Here is a 24079-nt window from a genome sequence, read left to right as displayed (position 1 = left end):
CGCTAGTTGGCGTGCAGGGCGGGGTTGAGGGCGATGCCCTCCCCGCTGCGAGGGCGTGCCTCGACGGCACCGGTGGCGGAGTTGCGCAGGAACAGGATGCCGGATTCGCCCGACAGATCCTTCGCCTTCACCAGCGTCCCGTCCTGCAGGGTCACCTTCGTGCCCGCCGTCAGATAGAGCCCGGCCTCGACCACGCAGTCGTCCCCGAGGGAGATGCCCACGCCGGACTCCGCGCCGAGCAGGCACCGCTCGCCGATGGTGATGCGCTCCTTCCCGCCTCCCGAGAGGGTCCCCATGATCGAGGCGCCGCCGCCGATGTCCGAGCCGTCCCCGACGACGACCCCCGCGGAGATCCTGCCCTCCACCATGGAGTGCCCGAGGGTGCCGGCGTTGAAGTTCACGAAGCCCTCGTGCATCACCGTGGTCCCGTCGGCGAGGTGCGCGCCCAGGCGCACGCGGTCCGCGTCGGCGATACGGACGCCCGCGGGCACCACGTAGTCCACCATGCGCGGGAACTTGTCCACCCCGTGCACCAGGACGGGGCCGTGGGCGCGGAGGGCGGCGCGGACCATCTCGAAGTCCTGCACGGAGGCGGGGCCGTGATTCGTCCACACGACGTTGGGGAGGAGCCCGAAGATGCCGTCGAGGTTGATCGTGTTGGGCTGCACCAGGCGGTGCGAGAGGAGGTGGAGTCTCAGGTACGCGTCCTCGGTGCCCGCCGGGGCGGCGTCGGGGTCGATCGTCAGGTCGACGACGCGCTGGGTCACCCTGCGCGCATTGTCCACGCCGGCCGCCGCGAGGGCTTCCAGCTCGTCGCGCAGGCGTGCGGTGGTGCCACCCTCGCCGAGCCAGGGTGCGGGGAACCAGGTGTCCAGGACCGTTCCGTCCGAAGCCACCGTGGCGAGACCGGTGCCACCGGCCGACCGCTGCGGGGTGGAGGGCAGGGACGGGCTGGGCAGGGGAGGAGTCATGGGCCCCAGTCTACCGAGGGATAGTGTTGCAGCATGATCCAGACACCCGCCACGGAGCTCGACCTCAGCACGGACGTGGCCCTCCTGACGGCCCGACTCATCGATCTCGAGAGCGTCTCGGGCGGCGAGGCGGGTATCGCCGACGCCGTCGAGGAGGCGCTGCGCCGCCTGGGCCATCTCGAGGTGGTACGCGACGGTGACTGCGTGATGGCGCGGACCCGGCTCGGGCGGGCGGAGCGCGTCATCCTCGCCGGTCATCTCGACACCGTGCCGCTGCCGACCGCTCCCGGATCGCGGGGCACGGTGCCGTCCTCGTGGGAGGGGGAGGTCCTGTACGGCCGGGGAGCCACGGACATGAAGGGCGGCGTGGCCGTGCAGCTGGCCCTTGCGGCGGCACTTCCCGAGCCCTCGCGGGACATCACGTTCATCTTCTACGACCACGAGGAGGTCGAAGCCTCGCTCAGCGGCCTCGGGCGGGTCGCCGCGTCGTACCCCGAGTGGCTCGCCGCGGACTTCGCCGTCCTGCTGGAACCCACGGACGGCACCGTGGAGGGCGGGTGCAACGGCACTGCCCGCTTCGAGGTGAGCGTGGCCGGCCGGGCGTCCCATTCCGCGCGGGCGTGGATGGGCGTCAACGCGATCCACGGTGCGGCGGAGATCCTCGTCCGCCTGCGGGACCACGAGCCGGCGACCGTCCACGTGGACGGGCTGGACTACCGGGAGAGCCTCAACGCGGTGAAGATCTCCGGCGGCACGGCGGGCAACGTCATCCCGGACGGCACCGTCATCGAGGTGAACTACCGGTTCGCGCCCGACAAGAGCCCGGAGCAGGCGGAGGAATACGTGCGGGCGCTGCTCGAGGGCTTCACGGTGGAGCGGACGGACGCCGCCGCCGGCGCCCGTCCAGGGCTGCAGCACCTCGCGGCCGCCGCGTTCGTCGCGGCGGTGGGTGCCGACCCGAAGCCCAAGTACGGCTGGACGGACGTGGCGCGCTTCAGCGCCCTGGGCGTCCCCGCGGTCAACTTCGGGCCCGGCGACGCGCTCCTCGCGCACACCGACGACGAGCACGTGCATGCCGACGCGGTGCGCGCCTGCCTGCGGTCCCTGGTGGCCTGGCTGTCCTGACCGGCCGTCCGGGCTCCCGACGACGCAGGGCCCGGCAGCTGCCGGGCCCTGCGTCGTGCTGTCGTCCGGGGGCGATCAGGTGGAGGCCGCGTCCATGGCGATGGCTTCCTTCGCCGCGGGCCTGCGTCCCTTCGTCCTGAAGCTCAGGAGCACGGACAGCCGCGTCGCCAGCGTCGAGAGCGCGAAGTTGATGGCGATGAAGATCGCCGCGGCCACGAACAGCGACGGGATCACGTTGCCCTCGCCGACGCCCAGCCGTCGCGTGTACTGCAGCAGTTCGGGGTACGTGATGATGAAGCCCAGCGCGGAGTCCTTGAGGATCACCACGAACTGGCTGATCAGGGCCGGCAGCATCGCGATGAGCGCCTGCGGGACCTCGATGGAGCGGAGCGACTGGTTCCTCGTCAGGCCGATCGCCATGCCCGCCTCACGCTGCCCCTTCGGCAGGCCGTACACACCGGAACGCACGAGCTCCGCGATGACCGAGCCGTTGTAGAGCGTGAGGGCGAGGACCACGGCGATGAGCGGCGCGTCCTGCGGCTTCACGGCACCGGAGCTGCCGAGGGCCAGCCAGAAGAAGATCATCATCAGCAGCACGGGCACCGCACGCAGGAACTCGACGACGACGCCGGCGACCCAGCGGATCGGCGCGACGTGCGAGAGCCTGCCGATCCCGAAGATCAGGCCGAAGGCCACCGAGGTGACGATCGCGATGCCGGCGGCCTTCAGGGTGTTGCCGAGGCCGGGCAGGATGAAGAACTCCCACGTCCGCGACTCGAGGAAGGGAGTCCACATGCTCGCCGCGAGCTGTCCCTTGCCGGCCAGCGCCGAGACGACCCACGCGAGGATGCCGAGGACGACCAGGACGCCCACGATGTTGCCGATGAGGATGTTCCTCCGCGCGCGGGGGCCCGGCGCGTCGAACAGGACCTGCTGCGCGCTCATCGTGCCACCGCCAGTTTCCGTGAGGCCCAGGTGGTCAGCAGTCCGATCGGGATCACGAGGATCACGAAGCCCAGGGCGAAGGTGAGGAAGATCGGGATCACGAGGTCCGAGCGGAACTCGATCATCGTCTTCATGAGGCCCGAGGCCTCGGTGGCGACGGAGCCCGCCGCGGCGACGGTGGAGTTCTTGATGAGGGCGATCAGCACGTTGCCGAGCGGCGCGATCGCTCCCCGGAAGGCCTGCGGCAGGATGATGAGCCGTGCTGCGGGAAGGAAGCTCAGGCCGATCGCGCGCGCCGCCTCCGCCTGCCCGATCGGGACCGTGTTGACGCCGCTGCGGATCGCCTCGCACACGAAGGCCGCGTGGTACAGCGAGAGACCGACGATCGCGATCCTGAACAGGCTGACGTCCAGCTCACCCGCGAGGTTGATCTGCATGACGGAGAACAGACCGAGGAACCCGAAGGCGAGGATGATCGTCAGCGGCGTGTTCCGGAAGATGTTGACGTAGGCCGCACCGAACCACTGCAGGCTCGGGATGGGGGAGATCCGGAACAGGGCCAGCACCGTGCCGATGATCAGGGCCCAGATGGCGGCCCAGAAGGACAGCTGGATGTTCACCCAGAACGCTTCGGGCACGTTGTAGGTCTCGAACAGCGACAGATAGTTCTCCACGGTTCACCTCTTTCCTGGTGGGGAACATGGCATCGGTGGGGTGGTCCGCACGGACCACCCCACCGACGGGAGGGGTGCTAGGCGCAGGGCGCGGGGGTGGGCGGGTTCAGCTCCGCGTTGAAGGTGTAGTCGGCACCTTCGGTGTTGCGGGTGATCGCTTCCTCCCAGGCACCGTCGTCGATCATCTTGGTGATGGCGGCGTTGATGTCCTCGCAGCGGTCGCTGCCCTTGGGCAGGCCGACGCCGTAGTTCTCCTCGGAGAACGTGTTGCCGACGACCTTGAACTTGCCCGCGTTGGCCTCCTGCGCGGCCAGCCCGGCGAGGATGATGTCGTCGGTGGTGACGGCATCGATCTGGCCGCCGCCCATCGCCGTGACACACTCGGCGTAGCCCGGCTGCTCGACGAGCTGCACGCCGGGGTACTGGTCCTTGATCTTCTGCGCGGACGTGGAGCCGGTGACCGAGCAGAGGTTCTTGCCCTCGAGGTCCTCCGGGCCCGCGATGTCGCTGTCCGTGGGGACGAGGAGGTCCTGGCCGGCCACGAAGTACGGTCCGGCGAAGTCGACAGTCTCCTTGCGCGTATCGGTGATGGAGTAGGTCGCGAAGATCATGTCCACCTGGTTGTTGGACAGCAGGTTCTCGCGGTTCGCGGAGGGCGCCTCCACGAACTCGATGTTCTCCTCGGTCACCCCGAGCTCGCCCGCCACGTACTTCGCGACGTCGACGTCGAAGCCCGAGTAGGAGCCGCCCTCGTCGTAGCCGAGGCCGGGCTGGTCGAACTTGATGCCGATGCGGAGGCTCTCGCCGCCGCCCTCGCCGCCGCTGCCGCTCTCGGGGGTCTCGCCGCCGCCGCAGGCGGACAGGGTCAGTGCGGCCACCGCGGCCACCGCGGCCACCGCGGCTGCTGCGTATCGGGTCTTCTGCATGGGTTCTCCTTGTGTTGGGGCCTCGCGAGGCCCTCGTGGATTGCTGAGTGGGCGGGACGAGCCGGTCAGTGCGAGAGGATCTTGCCGAGGAAGTCCCGGGCGCGCTCGCTCTGCGGATTGGTGAAGAACTCCTCGGGCGTGGCCTGCTCCACGATCTGGCCGTCCGCCATGAAGATCACGCGGTCGGCGGCCCTGCGGGCGAAGCCCATCTCGTGGGTCACCACGATCATGGTCATGCCCTCCTTCGCGAGGGACACCATCGCGTCGAGGACCTCGTTGATCATCTCCGGGTCGAGCGCGGAGGTCGGCTCGTCGAACAGCATGACCTTCGGCTGCATGGCGAGGGCGCGCGCGATCGCCACCCGCTGCTGCTGGCCGCCGGACAGCTGGGCCGGGAGCTTCTGCGCCTGGTTGTCGACGCCGACGCGCTTGAGCAGGGACATCGCGAGGTCCTTCGCCTCGCCGCTCTTCATGCCCTTGACCTTGACGGGGCCGAGGGTCACGTTCTCCAGGATGGATTTGTGCGCGAAGAGGTTGAAGGACTGGAACACCATGCCGACGTCGGCGCGGAGCTTCGCGAGGGCCTTGCCCTCGGCCGGCAGCACCTTGCCGTCGATGGTGATCTCGCCGTCGTCGATGGTCTCGAGGCGGTTGATCGCACGGCAGAGGGTCGATTTGCCGGACCCCGACGGTCCGATCACGACGACGACCTCACCACGGGCCACCTCGAGGTTGATGTCGCGGAGGACGTGCAGTTCCCCGAAGTGCTTGTTGACGTGCTTGAGGGAGACGAGAGGGCTTCCCGTGGACGCGGGCGTGGCCGGGCGCGGTTCACTTGTCATGGGAGAAATCTAGCGAACTATTCCCCTGCGGCAATACACAGCGCGGGAAAGGTGGCGATCGTGATTCAAGAGCAATCAAAGCGCGTGCCGCCCGCTGCGTTGGTTAGCCTAGGAAAATGTCTCCTTCCCAGCACCCCTCCGCCGGCGACGACGCCAGGCTCCCTCCCCTGGACGACGACGGCGCACAGGCCGCCTCCGGCGAGTCCGCGGCAGGCGGATCGAACGGCTCGTCCCGACCGCGGAGGGAGCCGGCGGCTGCCGGGCCCGCCACCCGGCGGAAGGGCTCGGTCGAACTGCGGCGGGGTCAGGCGACGGTGCCGCAGGCGGACAAGATGCTCCTGGACGCCGACGACAACGGGAACTTCACCCGCACCGATCCGTGGCGCGTCCTCCGGATCCAGAGCGAGTTCGTGGAGGGGTTCGGCACCCTGGCGGATCTCGGGCCCGCCATCAGCGTCTTCGGCTCGGCCCGGACGGCACGGGACTCGTCGTTCTACGCCATCGGCGAGGAGGTCGGCCGCCGGCTCGTCGAATCCGGGTTCGCCGTCATCACCGGCGGAGGGCCGGGCGCCATGGAGGCGGCCAACAAGGGGGCCTGCGAGGCGGGCGGGACGTCCGTGGGACTGGGCATCGAGCTGCCCTTCGAGCAGGGCATGAACGAGTGGGTCGACCTCGGGATCAACTTCCGCTACTTCTTCGCCCGCAAGACGATGTTCGTGAAGTACGCGAGCGGCTTCGTGGTGCTGCCGGGCGGATTCGGCACTCTGGACGAGTTGTTCGAGGCGATGACCCTCGTGCAGACGGGCAAGGTCACGTCCTTCCCGATCGTCCTCATCGGCCTCGCCTACTGGAGGCCGCTGCTCGACTGGATCGAGGGCACACTGCTCGCCGAGGGCACCGTCTCGCAGAAGGATCTCTCGCTGCTGCAGCTCGTCGAGACGGCCGAGGAGGCGGTGCGGATCGTCGCGGCGTCGGCGGGTCACGCGCATCCGGCCTGAACCGCCGCGGCTGCCCGGTGCCGGGATTCCCGCGCCCTGACGGACCCGGCGGGCCCCGGCGGGCCCGGGGACTCTGGCACCATTGCCGTGTGACTATCTTCCTGGTGATCCTCGCCGTCCTGCTGGTGGGAGGAACCGCCGTCCTCGCCTCGGGCCGACCGCTGCCCAGCCCGCTCCAGCGACTCGCCGTGGGCACGCGCGCGGGATCCGGCCCGGGTGCCCCGGGAGGCGTCGGCCCGTCCGCCGGTCCGTCCGCCGACGCGAAGGATGCCGGGGCGCGGATGCCCCGGGGCCTCGTGGAGCCCGTCGCATCCCTGCCACCCGTCCTGCTGCCGGCGGCGCCCTCGGCGCAGGACGTCGACGCGATCCGCTTCGGCCTCGGACTCCGCGGCTACCGGATGGACCAGGTGGACGAGGTCCTCGACCGGCTGGCTGCCGCGCTCGAGGACCGTGACGCCGTCATCGCCGGGCTGCGCTCGCAGCTCGCCGGACGGGCTGCCGGGCGGGACGCCGGACCTGACGCCGGTCGGGTCGCCGGACGGGACGCCGGACCTGACGCCGGTCGGGTCGCCGGACAGGACGCCGGACCTGACGCCGGTCGGGTCGCCGGACGGGACGCCGGACGGTGAGCGGGGCCGTTCCCGGGTCCGACGGCCGCCGGCGGTGCGGCTGGGCCGTCTCGAGCGCGGACTACGAGCGCTACCACGACGAGGAGTGGGGCAGGCCCGTCGCGGGGGAGACGGCACTCTTCGAGCGACTCAGCCTCGAGGCCTTCCAGTCCGGGTTGAGCTGGATCACGATCCTGCGGAAGCGCGACGCCTTCCGCCGTGCCTTCGCCGGCTTCGACCCGGTGACCGTCGCGGACTTCGGAGCCTCCGACGTCGAGCGCCTCCTGGCGGATACGGGCATCGTGCGGAACCGGCAGAAGATCGACGCCACGATCGCCAACGCCCGGGCCCTGCTCGCGCTCCCCGGAGGAACCACCCTGGGGTCGGTCCTCGAGGGGCACCGCCCGCCGCCGCGCCCCGCGCCCGCGGACCTCGCGGAGGTCCCGGCCATCACGCCCGAGAGCACGGCGCTGGCCCGGGAACTGAAGAGCCTCGGGTTCCGTTTCGTGGGCCCGACGACGGCCTACGCCATGCTGCAGGCCACGGGTTACGTCGACGACCACCTCCTGGATTGCTGGGTCCGGTCCGGGGACGGCGGGGAGGTGTCGGCGGACTCCGACGGAGGGCGCCGATGAGCCGCACGGGTGCGGCCAGGGTCCGCCGCTCCACCCGGCCGTCCCCGCCGGCCGGCCTGTCCCCGCTGTCCTTCACCTCCTCCGCGCACTGGTCCCTGCAGGTGCTCGCGGTCTTCGTCGCGGGCCGCCTCGTCTCCACCGCCATCCTCCTGCTCGCCGCAGCACGCCAGGGTCCGAGCCCGTGGTCGGGTGCGGCTCCCGGCTACGGGACCTTCATCAACTACTGGGACAGCGGCTGGTACGAGAGGATCTTCACGGAGGGCTACCCGTCCGAGCTGCCCCGGGACGCCCGTGGCGTCGTGAGCCACAACCAGTGGGCGTTCCACCCCCTCTTCCCGGGGCTGGTCCGGCTCCTCGATGCAGGCACCGGCCTCGGGTGGGGGATCCTCGCGCCCGTGGTCGCGGTCGCGGCCGCCGCGGGTGCCTCACTTGTCGTCTACCGCCTCTTCCGTCTTCGGGCCGACCACCGGACGGCCCTGGCCGGTGTCGCCGTCGTGTCCTTCGCTCCCGTCGCCGCCATCCTGCAGGTGCCGTACGCGGAGTCATTGCATCTGCTGCTCCTCGCCTCCTCGCTCCACCTCGTCGCGACGCAGCGCTATTACGCGGCCATGCCCGTCGTCGTGCTCATGTGCATGGCGCGCCCGGCGGGGGTGCCGTTCGCGATCGCGGTGGGCATCCTCTTCCTCGCGGCCCTGTGGACGGCTCGCAGCGCGGGCGCGGACCCGACCCGCAGGCGACAGGTGCTTCCCCTGTTCCTGCTGGGCGTCGTCTCGTCCCTCGCCGCCATCGCCTGGCCGGGTATCGCCTGGGCGGTCACCGGCCGCCAGGACGCCTACGTGGCGACCGAGACCGCCTGGCGGGGAGAGCCACTGGCGCCGTTCGCCCCGTGGTTCGAGGCGCCCGCCGCCGTGCTGGGGCCGGCTGCGGCCGCGCTCGTGGTGGTGGCCCTGCTGGTCGGCGCCACGGCCCTGTTCCTCACGCCTGCGATGCGGTCGACCGGGCTGGTCCTCGGCGCCTGGTGCGCCGGCTACCTGCTGTACCTCGCGGCCTTCTGGGACCCGCAGTCGAGCACGTGGCGCATCCTGCTGCCGCTGTTCCCGCTCGCCCTCGCCGTCGCGACCGTCCGCAGGGGGCGCCTCCTGTGGGTGCTCCTGCCGGTCTCGGTGCTGCTCCAGTTCCTCTGGGTGGACTGGCTGTGGGGCTGGACCCCGACGGGGCCGGACGGGGATTATCCACCCTGAGTGTGATCCACGCCGCACCCGAATTAGCAGGAGCAGGCCTTGTGCTGAATAATGAAGGTGATGACGTGCACCGCCGGACCCTTCGCCGGGCGCCTGAGCGGGCACTGTTTACTGTCGCGCTACCGCTGATCGCGGTCGCGCCCTGTTGAAAGGGACACCCCCATGGCTGCCATGAAACCGCGTACCGGCGATGGACCGATGGAAGTCACCAAGGAGGGGCGCAGCCTCATCATGCGGGTGCCGATCGACGGCGGTGGCCGCCTCGTCGTCGAACTCAACGCCGAGGAGGCGGGCAAGCTCAAGGACTGCCTGCTCACCGTCACGACCTAGGCCGGCAGGGCGCTCAGGCGCGCTGCTTGACCGCCAGGAGGAGACCGGTGCCGGTCGGCAGGAGTGCCGACACGAGCGCCTCGTCCTCCCGGATCATCTTCCCGACCTGCCGCAGCGTGTTGGTGGACTGCTCGCGGACGGCCGGTTCGGCCACGCGGTCCTGGTCCAGCGCGTCGTTGACGATCAGGATGCCGCCCTCCTTGAGCAGGCGCGTGGCCTGTTCGACGTAGGCGGGGAGTCCCTGCTTGTCGGCGTCGATGAACACCAGGTCGTACGCCCGGTCGGTGAGCCGCGGGAGCACGTCCGCCGCGCGTCCCGAGATGGTCCGTGTGCGGTTCGACGGTATCCCCGCTTCCGCATACGCCTCCCGGGCCGCGCGCAGGTGGTCGACGTCGGAGTCGATGGTCGTCAGGACGGCGTTCCGGCCGAGCCCCCTGAGCAGGCACACACCCGAGACCCCTGCTCCGGCGCCCACCTCGACGGCGGTGGTCGCCTTCGACGCCGCCGCGAGCACGGTGAGGGCCGCGCCGACCGCGGGGGTGACCGGGGCGACGCCCAGTTCGTGGGACCTGTCGCGGGCCCGAAGCAGGACGTCGTCCTCGTCGGGGAGTCCTTCCGTGTAGGACCAGCTGCTGTGTTTGTCGGCGGCCATGGACGTCCGTTCTGTGGTTCGCGGGAGATGGTGCAAGGTGTCGGGGCAGGAGCCCCGCGTCAACACTACTGTGCGGCATGCCACTCCTTCCATGCGGGTTGCTCCGCACGGCCGCCCGAGGGTAGCCCACGGGGTCGCCGACGCGCGGCACAACACGCGCGGTGCTGCCAGCTAGTTCCCAGCTTGGTGGGAAAGACTTTCCTTTCGGGACATCCGTGATGAAGGCAGTCCCGAATCCCCGGTACCACTGCTCGCGGCCAGCCGGAGCAGGACCGGTCGGGGATTCGCGGCGAGAAGGGGAACATGATGTCTAGCGTCAAGGCGGCACCGGCCGCCGTGGAGGCCGCCTCCGAAGCGGAGGCGCCCATCCTGGATGAGCACGGCAACCCGTGGGTCGCGCCGTCGTGGGAGGAAGTCGTCACCACGTACTCACCGAAGGTCTACCGTCTGGCCTACCGGCTCACGGGCAACCGGTTCGATGCCGAGGACCTCACGCAGGAGGTCTTCGTCAGGGTCTTCCGGTCCCTCGCCAACTTCAAGCCCGGCACGCTCGACGGCTGGCTGCACCGCATCACCACCAACCTCTTCCTCGACCAGGCGCGACGCAGGACACGCATCCGGTTCGACGGTCTGACGGAGGAGGCCGAGAGCCGCCTCCCGAGCAAGCACCCCGGTCCCGAACGCAGCTTCGAGTTCAACAACCTCGATATCGACGTGCAGGCCGCCCTCGAGGAACTGCCGCCGGACTTCCGCGCCGCCGTCGTGCTGTGCGACCTCGAAGGCCTCGCCTACGACGAGGTGGCACAGGTGCTCGGCGTCAAGCTCGGCACCGTGCGGTCCCGGATCCACCGCGGACGCACGATGCTCCGGGCGAAGCTCGCCCACCGTGATCCGCGCACGTCCGGCGGGAACGGCGCCGCCCTCGGTGTCCCACGGATCGCCGGCCTGGGCTAGGACCGATGCTTCACCCCCATCGTTCGCTCCAGGACCTCGTGGACGGCGAGTTGACCGACCGGCGCCGGATCGCCGTCGAACGGCACGTCTCCCGCTGCGCTTCGTGCGCGGCGTCGGTCGCACACCTGAGGGGGCTCAAGAGTGCTCTGCTGGGCCTCCGGAATCCCTCGCCGGACCCGGACTTCCAGCAGCGGCTCCTCTCCCCGGCGCTCACCTCCGCCTCCTCGGAAGCGCACGAGATCCGCACGGGCTCCAGCGCGGCCTTCATCCGCGCTCACCACGAGAGCACGGCGCCCCGACGACGCCAGCGCACGCTCCTGCTCGCGGGCGGCTCCGCCGTCGTTGCCACCACCGTCCTCGCCAGCGCCTACGTGGTCGGATCGGAGACCGGGCCCGTGACGGCCGAGGGCGCCAGGGGATCCACGGCGCTCCGTGCCGGGTGGGATTCGGTGGCGCCGCAGACACCCACCTACCTGGACACCGGCCAGCTCGAGACGCTCCGGGCAGGCGGGTGGTACTGCCCCGAACTCGAGTCGCTCGGCTTCACGCTGCAGGGTGCCGAGGGCATCACGGTCGCGGGCAGGCCCACCCTCGAACTGGTCCTCGAGAACGACGGCGACACGGTCACCGTTTACGAGCAGCGGAAGGTCGGCGACGCCGGAGGCGCGGGCGAGCCGCCCCTGAACGCCGTGACCGGCAGCCCCGTGACCTCCGACGGCTTCGAGCACGTCGGCGGCGCCGACCGGGACATCTGGGTGCGCTCGGGCGAGCCCTGGCAGGTCGTCCTCGACAGCCCGACGGTCACCTACACCGTCGTCTCGGACCTGCCGGCGGCCGCGATGCCGCAGACCCTCAACCAGCTCGTCGCGACGGAGCACGCCCAGTTGTCGCTGTCACCGGAGGGACAGGACGATTCGATGATGGAGCGCATCATCCGCGGCCTCGCCAGGATCACGCACCCCGAGGGGGATGGCCGCTAGGTAGCCGCGGAGGAACGCGGACATGAACCTTCGCGGGTACCTGTCCGGTGGGCCTCCGGGCGGCGCCGGTGAATGTGTTCGGTGCAGGCCGGGAAGGTAGTCTTTTCACGTGTTGGGAATCAACGGCCTCGAACTCGTGGTCCTGGCGATCATCGCCGTCGTGGTGCTCGGCCCGGAGCGCCTTCCGGAGTACGCCGCCCAGCTCGCGCGGCTGGTCAAGGGACTGCGGCGCATGGCCACCGGAGCGCGCGAGCAGCTGCGTGAGGAGGTCGGCCCGGAGCTGGACGAGGTGGACTGGCGCAAGCTCGATCCACGCCAGTACGACCCGCGCCGCATCATCAAGGAGGCGCTCCTCGACGACATCGAGGACGTCTTCAAGCCCGTCAGTCCGGGTGCCCCGAAGCCCGTCGCCGCCGCTCCTGCCGCGGCCGCGGTCGCCACCCGTGCGTCGGCCACCGTGCCGATCGGGCCCCGTCTCGAAGCCGGCCAGTCCGCGCCCTACGACCTCGAGGCGACCTAGGCGCGGATCGATCCGGCCTCTGCCGGGCCCACGGCCCATCCGACCCCGCTCCGGGTCCCTGCCGGGCTCAGCGGATGCTCACGGGGAGCTTCAGGCCCTCCAGGCCGCGGGGGCGGCGCGCGAGTGCGGCGGCGATCCCCAGGAGCTCGTCCCGCGCCCTCGAATCCCCCCGACCGAGCACCAGGGGCGTGCCGGCGTCGCCGCCCTCGCGGAGCGACACGTCCAGGGGGATGCTGCCGAGCAGGGGGATCGCGGCGTCGAGGGTCGCGGACAGGCGTGCCGCGACCGTACTGCCTCCACCTGCACCGAAGAGCTCGAGCTTCCCGCCGTCGGGCAGTTCGAGCCAGGACATGTTCTCGATCACCCCCGCGACGCGCTGCCCGGTCTGCGCGGCCATGGCGCCGGCCCGCTCGGCGACATCCGCGGCGGCGCTCTGCGGTGTCGTCACGACTAGGAGTTCGGACGAGGGCAGCAACTGGGCCACGGAGATGGCGATGTCACCGGTGCCCGGCGGGAGGTCGAGGAACAGCACGTCGAGGTCGCCGAAGTACACGTCGGTGAGGAACTGCTCGAGGGCCCGGTGCAGCATGGGCCCGCGCCAGGAGATGGGCTGGTTGCCCTCGACGAACATGCCGATGGAGATCACCTTCACACCGTGCGCCACGGGCGGGAGGATGAGTTCGTCCACGCGTGTCGGCTGCTGCGTGATGCCCATGAGGGCCGGGACCGAGAACCCGTAGACGTCGGCGTCCACGATGCCCACCCTGAGCCCCTGTGCGGCCATGGCGGCCGCCAGGTTCACCGTCACGCTTGACTTCCCGACACCGCCCTTGCCGCTCGCGACCGCATACACACGTGTGAGGGACGACGGCTCGTTGAACGGGATGCCCCGCCGGCCGCCGGCGCCCTTCAGCTGCGCCTTCAGCGCGTCGCGCTGCGCCTGGTCCATGACGCCGAGCTCCACCTCCACGCGCTCCACGCCGTCCACGCGCGACAGCGCGGCCTCGGTGTCGGCCGTGATCGAGTCGCGGAGCGGGCAGCCGGCGATGGTCAGCAGCACCTTCACGCGGACGGTGCCGCCGTCGATCGTCACGGCGTCGAGCATCCCGAGCTCGTCGAGGGGACGGCGCAGCTCCGGGTCGATCACCGTGCCGAGGGCCGCGCGGACGGCCGCCTCGGCGGGGAGGTCGCGGTTCACCGGGAAGGCTTCCTCCCGGTGGCCTGCACCTTCGGCAGCGTCACGGTGTTGTCCGACGGCTTGCGGGGCTTCCGTTTCTGCAGGACCAGCTCCTGCCCGTCGGTCGCCTCGAGCAGCTCCTCGAGGACCGAGCGGAGCTCCGAGCGCACGTAGTCCCGCGTGGCGACCTCGCGCAGGGCGATCCTCAGCTCGGCGATCTCCCGCGTCAGGTACTCGGTGTCCGAGAGGTTGCGTTCGGCGCGCTGGCGATCCTGCCGCAGGGACACGCGGTCGCGGTCGTCCTGGCGGTTCTGGGCGAGCAGCAGCAGGGGCGCGGCATAGGAGGCCTGCAGGGACAGCATCAGTGTCAGGGCCGTGAAGCCCAGCGCCGCGCTGTCGAAGCGGGCGTTCTCCGGCGCGAATGTGTTCCAGACCAGCCAGAGGATGCAGAAGATCGTCATGTACAGCAGGAACTGCGGCGTGCCCATGAACCGCGCGAAATTCTCCGTCGCACTCCCGAAGCGGTCCGGGTTGGGCCGCGGCCTCAGCAGGAATCGCTTCCGGGCCTCCCGGGGGGTGTCCAGCCCACTCGACGTCGACCTCGTCTTCTCAGCCACGGCGGTCACCTCTTCTCAGTCCCGGTGTGTCGTCCTGTGCCCGCCAGTCGTCGGGCAGCAGATGGTCCAGCACGTCGTCGACCGTCACGGCGCCCACGAGGCGCCCCTCGGTGTTCACGACGGGCAACGAGTTCAGGTTGTAGGTCGCGAGGATCCTCGACACCTCGCTCACGGCCGCCTGGTCGCCGACGGCCTCGAGGTCGGTGTCGAGGATGTTGCCGAGCGGTTCCGGGGGCGGATAGCGCAGGAGCTGCTGGATGTGCACGACGCCGAGGTAGCGTCCGGTGGGCGTCTCGAGGGGCGGCCGGCACACGAAGATCGAGGAGGCGAGTGCGGGGGTCAGCTCTTCCCGCCGCACATGGGCGAGGGCTTCGGCGACGGTGGCCTCCGGGGGGAGGATGACCGGCACCGTCGTCATGAGGGAACCCGCCGTGCCCTCCTCGTACTCGAGGAGGCGCCGCACGTCCTCGGCGTCGTCGGGCTCCATGAGCTGGAGCAGTTCCTCCTTCTGCGCCTCGGTCAGTTCGTTGAGGAGGTCCGCCGCGTCGTCGGGGTCCATCTCCTCGAGCACGTCGGCGGCGCGTTCCCGCGTGAGGGACGTGAGGATCTGGACCTGGTCGTCGTCCGGCAGTTCCTGGAGGATGTCGGCGAGGCGGTCGTCCTGCAGCTCGCTCGCCACCTCGAGGCGCCGCTTGTCGTTCATCTCGTGCATCGCCTCGGCGAAGTCCGCGGGCTTGAGGTCGTCATGCTGCGCGACGAACTGCGTGGCGCCCTGCGGCTCGTCCGTGGTGCCGTGGAAGGCGTCGAGCCAGTCGATGATGATGCGCTCGCCGCCGCGACGCAGCCCGCGCAGGGGCGACACCGCACCGCCGCGCCGCACGAACAGCTGGGAGACGTGCCAGTCACCGGCGCGGTTGCGTTCCATCGCGATGTCCTCGACGACGGCGCTGCCGCTGCCGTCCCGCAGCGTGAGCCGCCGGTCGAAGAGTTCGGCGACCACGAGCATCTCGGCGCCACGCTGCTCGAAGCGGCGGAGGTTCACCAGTCCGGTGCAGATGATCTGCGACGGGTCCATCGAGGTGATGCGCGTCATGGGGACGAAGACGCGCTTCTTGCCGGGCACCTCGACCACCAGGCCCACGACGAGCGGAGCCTTGGCGGGGCCACGGTCGAGCACGACGGCGTCCCGCAGGCGGCCCAGGCGGTCGCCGAGCGGGTCGAAGACGTCGAGGCCCAGCAGCCGGGCGACGAAGACGCGGGTGGGGTTGGTAGTCACAGCTCTAGGTTATCGGGCGCGGGGGGCTCGGGTGGCATCGCCTGTCGAGCCGGCTGCGGGGTGCTCTCCACGCGAACCCTCCCGCGGTCGCAGGCGTTAGGCAAGAATGGACACCATGTCGACACCACCACTAGGAACCACTGCATCCCGCGATCTGGGCCGGGTGCTGCCCACGGGCGAGACCATCGGCCGCTACACCAGCTACCTGGATGCCCAGAAAGCCGTGGACTACCTCGCGGACAACAAGTTCGCCGTCCAGCGGGTGGCGATCATCGGCAACGATCTCAAGACCGTGGAGCGGGTCACGGGGCGCCTGAGCTACCCGCGGGTGGCTCTCGCCAGTGCCGCCACGGGAGCCTGGTTCGGCCTCTTCGTCGGATTGATCCTGAGCCTGTTCGCCGGCAGCGAGTCCGGGATCACCATCACGTCCTCGATCGCCCTGGGTGCCATCTTCTGGCTGCTCTTCGGCGTCCTGACCTACACGTTCCAGCGTGGCCGGCGCGACTTCACCTCGACGAACCAGGTCATCGCGACCAGCTACGACGTGATCGTGGAGCCGGGCCTCGCCGCGGATGCCCGCCGCCTGCTGCAGCAGCTGCCCATGAAAGGACAGGCCCAGCACCCGGCGGGCGCACCCTCCGCGTGGGCGCAGGGTCCCGGTCAGGCTCCTGATCGGGCGCCCGGTCAGGCGCCCGGTCAGGCGCCGCAGCAGCCGGCTCCCGAGCGCCCCGCGGCGTGGAACGACCCCTATGCGGCCCCGTCGGGCCAGCCGCAGCAGCCTGTCACGACCGAGGACCAGACCGCCGGCCCCGGTACCACCGGGCCGCGGCGCGGGCAGTTCCCCGACCTGCCGGACGGCCGGCCCCAGTACGGCGTACGCGTCGAGGAGCAGACACCGGAAGACACGTCGCCCGAGGCAGCTGCGCCGGCGGACCCGGCCGGGACACCCGCCGGGACCGGGCAGGGAGCGGCACCGGGTGCCGGCCGCTCCGGGGACGACGACCAGCAGCAGGGGAACCACGGTTCCTCCGCTGCGGGCGGGACGCGCTAGCGCTCGACGTCCGCCCGGGCGGCCGGCCCTGGTCGGCGCCGGCGGGAGGCAGGACCACGCCGGACACACCGTGAAGGCGCCGGCCCGCCCGATACCGAAGGCCGGGACCCCCTGGGTCCCGGCCTTCGCCGTCGACGGGCTGCTCCTGCGAACGGCCGGGGCGAGTCGCCCTGGAGGCCGTCGCCGCGGGAGCCGCCGCCCCGGTGGTGCTACTCGCCGGTGCTGCCCCAGATGCCCGCCATCCAGTTCTCGACGTCGTCGGGACTGCGGGGCAGGGCCGAGCTGAGGTTCACGGGACCGTCGGCGGTCATGAGGATGTCGTCCTCGATCCGCACGCCGATGCCCCGGTACTCCTCGGGAACCGCCAGGTCCTCGGCCTTGAAGTAGAGGCCCGGCTCGATGGTGAACACCATGCCCTCGGTGAGGATCCCGTCCAGGTACAGCTCCCGCTTGGCCTGCGCGCAGTCGTGCACGTCCATACCGAGGTGGTGGCTCGTGCCGTGTGGCATCCAGCGCCGGTGGTGCTGGCCCTCGGGTGCCAGGGCTTCCTCGAGGGGGACGGGCAGGAGACCCCAGCTGTCGAGGTTCTCGGCGAGGACGGCGATCGCGGCCGTATGCACGTCACGGAACCTCCGGCCGGGCTGCGCCGCGGCGAAGCCTGCGTCGGCGGCGTCGAGCACCGCCTGGTAGATCCTGCGCTGGATCTCCGTGTAGCGCCCCGTGACGGGAAGGGTCCTGGTGATGTCGGCGGTGTAGAGGCTCTCGGCCTCGACGCCGGCGTCGAGGAGGAGCAGGTCCCCGGCGGAGACCTGGCCGGTGTTGCGGATCCAGTGCAGCGTGGTGGCGTTGTTCCCCGAGGCGGCAATGGTGTCGTAGCCGAGGTCGTTGCCCTCCTCGCGTGCCCGGGTGAAGAACGCGCCTTCCACGACCCGCTCGCCGCGCGGATGCGTGAGCGCGCGGGGGAGGGACCGGACCACTTCGTGGAACCCGTCGACGGTGGCGGCGACCGCGGCCTCCATCTGCTCGATCTCCCAGGCGTCCTTGAGCAGCCTCAGCTCGGAGAGCGCCTCGGCGAGGACGGCGTCGAGGGCGTCGGCCCGCTCGAGGTCCACCCCGGTGTTGATGCGCGACGTGTCGACGAGCGCGTCTGCGTTCATATCCACCTCGCGGAGCAGGCGGATGCTGACACCGCCGATCGACGCGACTCCGGCGTCCTTCGTGATGGCCACCTCGAGTTCGGCGAGGTCGGCGGTCTCCAGATCGAGCTGGGCCCTGATCTGCGCCATGGACAGGCGCTGCCCGATCCAGAACTCGCCGTAGCGGGCGTTGGCGTAGAACTCCGCGCTGTCGCGTCCGGCGAGTTCGCGGAAGTACAGGGTGGCGGTGTGGTTCCCGTCGTCGTCGCCCGTGCCCGGGTCCACCGGTTCCAGGACGAGCACGGCGTCGGGCTCGTGGTCCAGACCGAGTCCGGTCAGGTGGGCGAAGCCGGAGTGCGGGCGGTAGCGGTAGTCGGTGTCGTTGGAGCGGACCTTGAAGGGGCCGGCGGGGATGACGATGCGCTCGCCCGGGAAGCGGTCGGAGATGGCGCGCCGGCGGCGGGCCGCGTGCTCGGCGACGGGCGACGCCGGCGGCAGGTCGTCCGATGCCGGTGCCCAGCTGCCGGCCATGAACGCCTTGAAGGCGTCGGAATCCGGCCGCTGGGAGCGGTTCTCGTTCCGGTCGGACAGCGGCTGGCCCTCCGGTGCGTCGGTGGGGATGTCGGATGCGGGTGCGGTGTCGTCGGTGCTCACCCCGCCATCGTCCCATCATCGCCGGGGGTCGGGAAAGTCCGGCCGGCAGGAGCAGGAGCGGGGCGAGGGGTGCGTGAGACCCTTCCCGGACACAGGATGGCCCGCTCCGGACGGCGCCCCGGCGGCCGCCGTCGTCCAGACCCGGTGGCCGCCGTCGCACGGTCCCCGCGGGCACGACGGTCCCGGGGCGGAGCCTCCCGCAGCGCCCCTGGCCGGGTCCGACGCCCGTGGCGCGTAGATTGGATCCGGTGAGAATCGATCTGCACACCCACTCCAACGTCTCGGACGGCACCGAGGACCCCGACGTCCTGATCGCCTCCGCGGCCGCCGCAGGGCTCGACGCCGTCGCGCTCACCGACCACGACTCGACGGCGGGCTGGGACAGGGCGCGGACCGCGGCGGAAGGCTTCGGCATCGGGTTCGTGCCGGGCATGGAGGTCTCCTGCCGCACCGACACCGGCATCAGTGTGCATGTGCTGTCCTACCTGCACGATCCGCTCCACGCCGGCCTGCGCGAGGAGATCGGGAAGTCGAGGTCGGCACGGCTGACGCGGGCACGGCGCATGGTCGAACTGATGTCCGAGGACTTCCCGATCACGTGGGACCTGGTGCAGCAGCACGTGACGGAGGGTGCGACGGTGGGCCGCCCGCACATCGCCGACGCCCTGATCGCGCTCGGCGTGGTCGAGACCCGTTCGGAGGCCTTCGAGCGCATCCTGACGGCGCGCTCGCCGTACTGGGTCAGCCACTACGCCCCGCACCCGGCCTACGCCGTCGAGCTCATCCGGGCCGCGGGAGGCGTGCCCGTCTTCGCCCATCCCTCCGCGTTCAACCGCGGAGCCGTGGTGGGCGGTGCCGTGATCGACGAGATGATCGACGCCGGGCTGCTGGGACTTGAGGTGGAGCACCGGGACAACCCCGAGGAGGCGCGCGTGGAGCTGCGGAGGATCGCTCGGGACCACGGGCTGCTCATCACGGGCTCGAGCGACTACCACGGCAGTGGAAAGCCGAACCTGCTCGGGGAGAACGTCACCCCGCGGGAAACCCTCGAGGCCATCACGGCGCTCGCATCGGGCACGCCGGGCTGAGCCCGGACGCGCGGGCGGGTCCTCCCAGCCCCACATCCGCAGCGACTTCCACATCGTGTCCGGGTACACCGACGGGCCCACGAGCCCGGCCCCTGGCGCCGCGAGGCGTGGGCCCACGGGCCATACGAGAGCGCTCGCCGGACGGGGGCCCTTCCGGCATATCGTGCAGCGTCAGGCCCCCCGGGGTGCCGCGTACTCGGAGCCGTCGCCGGAACGTGTCAGGTCCAGGGGGCCAGGCGCGCCTGCATGACCTGGACGGCCTGCGGGTTGCTGTCCACGCAGACGAATCGGCGGCCGAGTTTCCCCGCCACGGCCCCGAGCGTCCCCGAGCCGGCGAAGAAATCGAGAACCCAGTCACCCTCACGGCTGCTCGCCGCGACGGCGCGCCGGAGCAGTCCCTCGGGCTTCTGGGTGGGGTAGCCGGTCTTCTCCCGACCGGTCGGGGACACGATGGTGTGCCACCAGACGTCCGTCGGGAGCTTGCCGAGGGCTGCCTTCTCGGCGGTCACGAGACCGGGCGCCATATAGGGTTCCCGGTCCACCTCGTCACTGTTGAAGTAGTACCCGGAAGGATTCTTGACGTACACGAGGATGTTGTCGTGCTTGGCGGGCCACTTGCGCTTGGTGCGCGCTCCGTAGTCGTAGGCCCAGATGATCTCGTTCAGGAAGCACTCACGCCCGAAGAGGGCGTCCAGCATGACCTTGGCGTAATGCACCTCGCGGTAGTCCAGGTGCAGGTAGAGGGTGCCGTCGGCGGCCAGGAGTCGCCATGCCTCGGCGAGCCTGGGCCAGAGGAAGTCCCAGTAGTCCTCGAACGCGTCGTCGTAGCTCGCGAGCATGCCCTTGACGGTCGAGTAGGAGAGCCCCTTGAAACCCACGCGGTCCCCTTCGCCGTCCACCGCCCGCACCATCGAGGTCTGCTGGCGGCGCTGCACGCGGCCCGTGTTGAAGGGCGGGTCCACGTAGATCATCGCGAAAGCCGCGTCCGGCAACGTGGCGAGGTACTCCGCATTGTCGGCGTGCACGATGAGGTTGGCGCCGTCCGCGCTCCACGAAGGAGGCGCGGACGGCACAGGGAGCTCCGACACCGGGTGTCAGTCCTCCGAGCCGCCGGCGGGCTTCGCGACGACCTCGCCGTTGCGGCGGCGGGTACGGCTGCGGCGTGGGCGGTCACCCGCGGGCGCCTCGCCCTCGCCACCTGAGCGGTGGCGGCGGGTGCCACCCTCGACAGCGTCGGCCGGGACGGTCGATGCGGCAGGAGCGTCGGTCGTATCGGAGCCGTTGCCCCGGCCACGGCCGCGGGAACCCCGCGACTGCTCGCCGGAGGAGGAGTCGCGGCGGGGGCCGCCGCGGCCGCCCGAACGGCCACGTCCGCCGTCGTTCCCGGCACCGCCTCCGCTGCCGCCGCGCCCGCCGGTCTCACCGGCGCCACCGCCGCGCTTGCCGGTCTCGCCGAGGTCCTCGAGGACCTCGGCATGGATACCGGCGAGCTTGCGATCCTTGCGGGGCAGCCGGCCCTTGGTGCCCTCGGGGATGTCGAGGTCGGTGTAGAGGTGCGGGGACGACGAATAGGTCTCGACCGGTTCGGGCGTGTCGAGACCGAGTGCCTTGTTGATCAGGCCCCAGCGGGGGACGTCGTCCCAGTCCACGAAGGTGACGGCGGTGCCCTTCTTGCCGGCGCGGCCCGTGCGGCCCACGCGGTGCAGGTAGGCCTTCTCGTCCTCGGGGCACTGGTAGTTGATGACGTGCGTGATGTCCTCCACGTCGATGCCGCGCGCGGCCACCTCGGTGGCGACGAGGACGTCGATCTTGTCGCCGCGGAAGGCACGCAGCGCCTGCTCGCGGGCGCCCTGCCCCAGGTCGCCGTGGATGGCACCCGCCGCGAAGCCGCGGTCGATGAGTTCCTCGGAGAGCTTCGCGGCGGTGCGCTTCGTCTTGCAGAAGATGATGGCCCGGCCGCGGTTGCGGGCCTGCAGGATCCGGGCCACCACCTCGGCCTTGTCCAGGTTGTGCGCCCGGTAGATGACCTGGCGGATGTCCTTCTTGGTGATGCCCTCGTCCTCGGGATCCGCGGCACGGATGTGCGTGGGCTGCGTCATGTAGCGCCGGGCCATCGCGATGACGGGACCGGGCATGGTCGCGGAGAACAGGAGCGTCTGGCGCACGGGCGGCGTCGCGGCGATGAGCGTCTCGACGTCGGGCAGGAAGCCGAGGTCCAGCATCTCGTCGGCCTCGTCGAGGACCACGATCTTCACGTTCTTCAGCACCAGCAGCTTCTGCCGGTACAGGTCGATCAGGCGCCCGGGCGTGCCGACCACGATCTCGACGCCCTTCTTGATGGCCTCGATCTGGGGCTCGTAGGCACGGCCGCCGTAGATGGTGACGATGCGCGCATTGCGCTTCTTCGCCGCCGTCGTCAGGTCGCTCGCCACCTGTACCGCGAGCTCGCGCGTCGGGACGACGACGAGGGCCTGCGGTGCGCCGGGGACGGGGAGCTTCTCGTAGCCCGCGTCGTCGGGACCGACGACGCGCTGGATCGCCGGGATGCCGAAACCGAGCGTCTTGCCCGTGCCGGTCTTCGCCTGTCCGATGATGTCGTGACCGCCGAGGGCGATCGAGAGTGTCATCGCCTGGATGGGGAAGGGGTGGATGATGCCGGCGTCCGCGAGGGACTCGACGATGTCGGGGCGGACATTGAAGTCCGCGAAGGTCTCCGGGACGACCGCGTGCGGCTCCTCGGTGGTGACCAGGGTCTCCTCGACGTCGATGGCGTCGATCGAGTCGTCGGCCACGAGGTGGTGGGCATCCGTCACCGGAGTGTTGTCTGAGTTGATGTCGTGCACGTTCTACCGTTCATTCAGGCCCCGCGGCCGCTGAGGCTCGACGCCGGGATTGATCCATCCGGGGCGGAGCGTATCGGCGGGCGCCAGGGCGTCCAGTGGAAGCCGATCGCGGGCTTGCGACTGCGTGCGGGCTGCGGAGGGAGACCTGCGCCCGCGGGAACTCGGGATCGAGTAGGTACTGCGGGTTATCGGGAAAGTGATAACGACCGGGCATCCATTACTACAGGCTCAAGACTACCCTGCCCGCCCCTCACCGGTGTCATCGCAGGACCGACGGTGGCGCGTCCGGGGGTTTGACCTCGAAGCGCAGGCGGCGACGCGCGATATCGGCCTCGAGCAGGACCACCGTGACCCGCTCGCCGGCGACGAGTTCCCCGTAGCACTTCGCCTCGAGCGGCGGTTCGGTGACCTGCACCGTGCCCGACAGGCGCGGCGCCTGCTTCCCGGGGGTGTCCTCGACGGCGGGCGGCGAACCCTGGAGGACGACGGCGGAGAACGCCTCGCCGATGCGGTTGCTCAGCAGTGCGGCCTGCACCGCGTCCATGGCGCCCGAGTCGAGCCGGGACGCCGTCTGGTTGGAGGACGCCATGAGTGCATTGAGGTCCGGCAGCGCCGCACGCACCCACGCGGGTACCTCCTCGCCGGCACAGAGCGACGCGCAGGTCACGAGCACGAAGCGATCCACGAGGCGCCGCAGGGGAGCGGTGGTGTGCGCGTACGGTGCGGCGATCGCCGACTGCACGACGGCGTCGGGTACCTGCCCGTCGAAGGCGGTGTAGCCCGCACCCCGGAAGAGCGAGGCGGCGGCGTGCATCAGCGCGAGCTGCCGCGGGTCGGCGACGTCGAGCGTGCGCAGGAACGCACCGTAGGGCATGTCCGCGGGCCAGGGGTGCTCGAGCGCCTCGGACTGGCGCCGGAACTTCGCGAGCGCGCCGTCGTCGGGTTCGGGCATGGTGCGCAGGATGCCGATACCGCCGTCGATCATCATGCGCGCAGCCGCCATGCCGGTCATCAGCGAGATCTGGGCGTTCCAGTCCTCGCACGGCAGGGCGGGCTCCGTGATGATGCCGTAGCTCTCGCCGTCGTGGGTGATCTCCTGGCGGGGGAGGTTGAGGCTCGCGCCGCCCCGATCGAGTTCCTGCTGGATCCGGTGCATGCCGACCTCCTTCAGGAGGGTGAGCTGCTCGTCGGCGGTGCCGGCGTCGATGGCGGACTGGACCTGCGTGTAGGTGAGCTGCCGGCGGCTCCGGACGAGGGCTCGGCCGACGGTGGCGGACTGCACGACCGCTGCGGCGTCGAGGCGGAAGTGCCAGACGAAGGCGGGCCGGTCCCGATCGGGGAGGAGACTCGCAGCGTCCTCGGAGATGACCTCCGGGTGCATCGAGATCCGGCCGTCCGGCGCGTACATGGTCTGGCCGCGGAGCCGGGCCTCGGCATCGATGGCGCCCCCGGGCCGGACGAAGAGCGGCACGTCGGCGATGGCGTACCAGACCTCGAACCCGCCCGCACCCGCGGTGGCGTCGTGGGTGCCGCCCGTCCGCTGCAGGTGCACGGCCTGGTCCAGGTCGGTGGAGCCGGGCGGATCGATGGTGAGGAACGGAAGCTCCCGCAGGTCCCGCAGGTCGGCCGCGGGAAGCCTGCGGGCCGCTACTGCGTCCTGCGCCTCCCGCAGGACGTCCTCCGGGAAGTCCTCGCGGATCTCGAGTTCCTCGCGGAGGGCGCGCAGCGACTCGGTGAGGCGCTGCTGGGACTCCCGGTCCCTGAGATCCATATGCTGTGCGGGCACACGCAATACGGTAACGCACGTCACGGACATCGGGGATTCCGCCGCGGGTG

At 70.8% G+C, this 24079-nt stretch carries 24 protein-coding genes; 11 read left to right on the top strand and 13 right to left on the bottom strand.

Annotated elements, in window-relative coordinates; genetic code table 11:
* Window positions 1-2: 2 nt before the first annotated feature.
* On the bottom strand, window positions 3-971 hold the full coding sequence (gene dapD, locus CXQ97_RS02035; protein WP_104179152.1) for a 2,3,4,5-tetrahydropyridine-2,6-dicarboxylate N-succinyltransferase: 969 nt from the start codon (window positions 969-971) through the stop codon (window positions 3-5).
* A 33-nt stretch (window positions 972-1004) separates the two neighbouring features.
* Between dapD and dapE the strand changes: the two genes are divergently transcribed.
* Window positions 1005-2096: a succinyl-diaminopimelate desuccinylase gene (gene dapE, locus CXQ97_RS02030; RefSeq protein ID WP_104179151.1), complete on the top strand. Its 1092-nt coding sequence runs from the start codon at window positions 1005-1007 to the stop codon at window positions 2094-2096.
* Window positions 2097-2171: 75 nt separating this feature from the next.
* On the opposite strand, the gene CXQ97_RS02025 is transcribed toward dapE, so the two are convergent.
* The 4 genes from CXQ97_RS02025 to CXQ97_RS02010 all read right to left on the bottom strand — a co-directional run bounded on the left by CXQ97_RS02025 (window position 2172) and on the right by CXQ97_RS02010 (window position 5483).
* The gene (locus CXQ97_RS02025; protein WP_104179150.1) at window positions 2172-3041 is read right to left on the bottom strand and encodes an amino acid ABC transporter permease; all 870 of its coding nucleotides are present in this window, start codon (window positions 3039-3041) and stop codon (window positions 2172-2174) included.
* Window positions 3038-3715: an amino acid ABC transporter permease gene (locus CXQ97_RS02020; RefSeq protein WP_104179149.1), complete on the bottom strand. Its 678-nt coding sequence runs from the start codon at window positions 3713-3715 to the stop codon at window positions 3038-3040. The genes CXQ97_RS02025 and CXQ97_RS02020 overlap by 4 nt, the downstream gene beginning before the upstream one ends.
* 77 nt (window positions 3716-3792) lie before the next feature.
* On the bottom strand, window positions 3793-4641 hold the full coding sequence (locus CXQ97_RS02015) for a glutamate ABC transporter substrate-binding protein (protein WP_104179148.1): 849 nt from the start codon (window positions 4639-4641) through the stop codon (window positions 3793-3795).
* Between the two features lie 65 nt (window positions 4642-4706).
* The gene (locus CXQ97_RS02010) at window positions 4707-5483 is read right to left on the bottom strand and encodes an amino acid ABC transporter ATP-binding protein (RefSeq protein ID WP_104179147.1); all 777 of its coding nucleotides are present in this window, start codon (window positions 5481-5483) and stop codon (window positions 4707-4709) included.
* 116 nt (window positions 5484-5599) lie between these two features.
* Here CXQ97_RS02010 and CXQ97_RS02005 point away from each other — a divergent pair, with 116 nt between their 5' ends.
* The 5 genes from CXQ97_RS02005 (at window position 5600) to CXQ97_RS01985 (ending at window position 9295) form a co-directional block, all read left to right on the top strand.
* Complete coding sequence (locus CXQ97_RS02005) at window positions 5600-6481, top strand: TIGR00730 family Rossman fold protein (RefSeq protein WP_104179146.1); 882 nt, start codon at window positions 5600-5602, stop codon at window positions 6479-6481.
* Between the two features lie 89 nt (window positions 6482-6570).
* On the top strand, window positions 6571-7110 hold the full coding sequence (locus CXQ97_RS20240) for a DivIVA domain-containing protein (protein ID WP_258062131.1): 540 nt from the start codon (window positions 6571-6573) through the stop codon (window positions 7108-7110).
* Complete coding sequence (locus CXQ97_RS01995; protein ID WP_104179145.1) at window positions 7107-7724, top strand: DNA-3-methyladenine glycosylase I; 618 nt, start codon at window positions 7107-7109, stop codon at window positions 7722-7724. The genes CXQ97_RS20240 and CXQ97_RS01995 overlap by 4 nt, the downstream gene beginning before the upstream one ends.
* The gene (locus CXQ97_RS01990) at window positions 7721-8965 is read left to right on the top strand and encodes a hypothetical protein (RefSeq protein WP_104179144.1); all 1245 of its coding nucleotides are present in this window, start codon (window positions 7721-7723) and stop codon (window positions 8963-8965) included. Before CXQ97_RS01995 ends, CXQ97_RS01990 begins: the two co-directional genes overlap by 4 nt.
* Before the next feature lie 162 nt (window positions 8966-9127).
* On the top strand, window positions 9128-9295 hold the full coding sequence (locus CXQ97_RS01985) for a DUF3117 domain-containing protein (protein ID WP_087076540.1): 168 nt from the start codon (window positions 9128-9130) through the stop codon (window positions 9293-9295).
* Between the two features lie 13 nt (window positions 9296-9308).
* On the opposite strand, the gene CXQ97_RS01980 is transcribed toward CXQ97_RS01985, so the two are convergent.
* Window positions 9309-9947: an O-methyltransferase gene (locus tag CXQ97_RS01980; RefSeq protein WP_104179143.1), complete on the bottom strand. Its 639-nt coding sequence runs from the start codon at window positions 9945-9947 to the stop codon at window positions 9309-9311.
* Between the two features lie 303 nt (window positions 9948-10250).
* On the opposite strand from CXQ97_RS01980, the gene sigE reads away from it, so the two are divergent.
* The 3 genes from sigE to CXQ97_RS01965 all read left to right on the top strand — a co-directional run bounded on the left by sigE (window position 10251) and on the right by CXQ97_RS01965 (window position 12401).
* Entirely contained in the window at window positions 10251-10901 is a 651-nt protein-coding gene (gene sigE / locus CXQ97_RS01975; protein ID WP_104179142.1) for an RNA polymerase sigma factor SigE, read from the top strand.
* A 5-nt stretch (window positions 10902-10906) separates the two neighbouring features.
* The gene (locus CXQ97_RS01970; protein WP_104179141.1) at window positions 10907-11881 is read left to right on the top strand and encodes a zf-HC2 domain-containing protein; all 975 of its coding nucleotides are present in this window, start codon (window positions 10907-10909) and stop codon (window positions 11879-11881) included.
* 109 nt (window positions 11882-11990) lie between these two features.
* Window positions 11991-12401 (top strand): Sec-independent protein translocase TatB, encoded by a 411-nt coding sequence (locus CXQ97_RS01965; RefSeq protein WP_104179140.1) that lies wholly within the window; start codon window positions 11991-11993, stop codon window positions 12399-12401.
* A 67-nt stretch (window positions 12402-12468) separates the two neighbouring features.
* Here CXQ97_RS01965 and CXQ97_RS01960 read toward each other — a convergent pair whose 3' ends face one another.
* The 3 genes from CXQ97_RS01960 to CXQ97_RS01950 are packed head-to-tail and all read right to left on the bottom strand — an operon-like array spanning window position 12469 to window position 15471.
* Window positions 12469-13599 (bottom strand): Mrp/NBP35 family ATP-binding protein, encoded by a 1131-nt coding sequence (locus tag CXQ97_RS01960; RefSeq protein WP_258062129.1) that lies wholly within the window; start codon window positions 13597-13599, stop codon window positions 12469-12471.
* Window positions 13596-14195: a DUF1003 domain-containing protein gene (locus tag CXQ97_RS01955; RefSeq protein ID WP_104179368.1), complete on the bottom strand. Its 600-nt coding sequence runs from the start codon at window positions 14193-14195 to the stop codon at window positions 13596-13598. Before CXQ97_RS01955 ends, CXQ97_RS01960 begins: the two co-directional genes overlap by 4 nt.
* Window positions 14188-15471, bottom strand: a complete 1284-nt coding sequence (locus tag CXQ97_RS01950; protein WP_104179139.1) for a CBS domain-containing protein — start codon at window positions 15469-15471, stop codon at window positions 14188-14190. Before CXQ97_RS01950 ends, CXQ97_RS01955 begins: the two co-directional genes overlap by 8 nt.
* A 115-nt stretch (window positions 15472-15586) precedes the next feature.
* On the opposite strand from CXQ97_RS01950, the gene CXQ97_RS01945 reads away from it, so the two are divergent.
* A complete protein-coding gene (locus CXQ97_RS01945) occupies window positions 15587-16522 on the top strand; it encodes a general stress protein (protein WP_181034944.1) in 936 nt (311 codons plus the stop codon).
* A gap of 209 nt (window positions 16523-16731) precedes the next feature.
* On the opposite strand, the gene CXQ97_RS01940 is transcribed toward CXQ97_RS01945, so the two are convergent.
* Window positions 16732-18189: an aminopeptidase P family protein gene (locus tag CXQ97_RS01940; protein ID WP_258062181.1), complete on the bottom strand. Its 1458-nt coding sequence runs from the start codon at window positions 18187-18189 to the stop codon at window positions 16732-16734.
* Between the two features lie 371 nt (window positions 18190-18560).
* Here CXQ97_RS01940 and CXQ97_RS01935 point away from each other — a divergent pair, with 371 nt between their 5' ends.
* Window positions 18561-19400, top strand: a complete 840-nt coding sequence (locus tag CXQ97_RS01935) for a PHP domain-containing protein (RefSeq protein WP_104179138.1) — start codon at window positions 18561-18563, stop codon at window positions 19398-19400.
* A 218-nt stretch (window positions 19401-19618) separates the two neighbouring features.
* On the opposite strand, the gene CXQ97_RS01930 is transcribed toward CXQ97_RS01935, so the two are convergent.
* The 3 genes from CXQ97_RS01930 to CXQ97_RS01920 form a co-directional block, all read right to left on the bottom strand.
* Window positions 19619-20488, bottom strand: coding sequence for a site-specific DNA-methyltransferase (locus tag CXQ97_RS01930; protein WP_258062128.1), 870 nt, complete (start codon window positions 20486-20488; stop codon window positions 19619-19621).
* 6 nt (window positions 20489-20494) lie between these two features.
* The gene (locus tag CXQ97_RS01925) at window positions 20495-22213 is read right to left on the bottom strand and encodes a DEAD/DEAH box helicase (RefSeq protein WP_104179365.1); all 1719 of its coding nucleotides are present in this window, start codon (window positions 22211-22213) and stop codon (window positions 20495-20497) included.
* A gap of 289 nt (window positions 22214-22502) precedes the next feature.
* The gene (locus tag CXQ97_RS01920) at window positions 22503-24029 is read right to left on the bottom strand and encodes an RNB domain-containing ribonuclease (RefSeq protein WP_306739478.1); all 1527 of its coding nucleotides are present in this window, start codon (window positions 24027-24029) and stop codon (window positions 22503-22505) included.
* Between the last annotated feature and the right edge of the window lie 50 nt (window positions 24030-24079).

The organism is Arthrobacter sp. B0490 (genome assembly GCF_002929355.1).
In the GTDB taxonomy this organism is placed as follows: domain Bacteria; phylum Actinomycetota; class Actinomycetes; order Actinomycetales; family Micrococcaceae; genus Arthrobacter_D.
Note: the sequence above shows the minus strand (reverse complement) of the source record. Positions and strands in the feature narration are given on the sequence as shown.

Excerpts from the sequence above, each read along its gene's own strand:
- CXQ97_RS01940 (WP_258062181.1), bottom strand. The coding sequence starts at position 18,189 with ATGGCCGGCAGCTGGGCACCGGCATCGGACGACCTGCCGCCGGCGTCG.
- dapD (WP_104179152.1), bottom strand. The coding sequence starts at position 971 with ATGACTCCTCCCCTGCCCAGCCCGTCCCTGCCCTCCACCCCGCAGCGG.
- CXQ97_RS01985 (WP_087076540.1), top strand. The coding sequence starts at position 9,128 with ATGGCTGCCATGAAACCGCGTACCGGCGATGGACCGATGGAAGTCACC.
- CXQ97_RS01990 (WP_104179144.1), top strand. The coding sequence starts at position 7,721 with ATGAGCCGCACGGGTGCGGCCAGGGTCCGCCGCTCCACCCGGCCGTCC.
- CXQ97_RS02010 (WP_104179147.1), bottom strand. The coding sequence starts at position 5,483 with ATGACAAGTGAACCGCGCCCGGCCACGCCCGCGTCCACGGGAAGCCCT.
- dapE (WP_104179151.1), top strand. The coding sequence starts at position 1,005 with ATGATCCAGACACCCGCCACGGAGCTCGACCTCAGCACGGACGTGGCC.
- CXQ97_RS02015 (WP_104179148.1), bottom strand. The coding sequence starts at position 4,641 with ATGCAGAAGACCCGATACGCAGCAGCCGCGGTGGCCGCGGTGGCCGCG.
- CXQ97_RS01980 (WP_104179143.1), bottom strand. The coding sequence starts at position 9,947 with ATGGCCGCCGACAAACACAGCAGCTGGTCCTACACGGAAGGACTCCCC.
- CXQ97_RS01945 (WP_181034944.1), top strand. The coding sequence starts at position 15,587 with ATGTCGACACCACCACTAGGAACCACTGCATCCCGCGATCTGGGCCGG.
- sigE (WP_104179142.1), top strand. The coding sequence starts at position 10,251 with ATGATGTCTAGCGTCAAGGCGGCACCGGCCGCCGTGGAGGCCGCCTCC.
- CXQ97_RS02025 (WP_104179150.1), bottom strand. The coding sequence starts at position 3,041 with ATGAGCGCGCAGCAGGTCCTGTTCGACGCGCCGGGCCCCCGCGCGCGG.
- CXQ97_RS01970 (WP_104179141.1), top strand. The coding sequence starts at position 10,907 with ATGCTTCACCCCCATCGTTCGCTCCAGGACCTCGTGGACGGCGAGTTG.
- CXQ97_RS02005 (WP_104179146.1), top strand. The coding sequence starts at position 5,600 with ATGTCTCCTTCCCAGCACCCCTCCGCCGGCGACGACGCCAGGCTCCCT.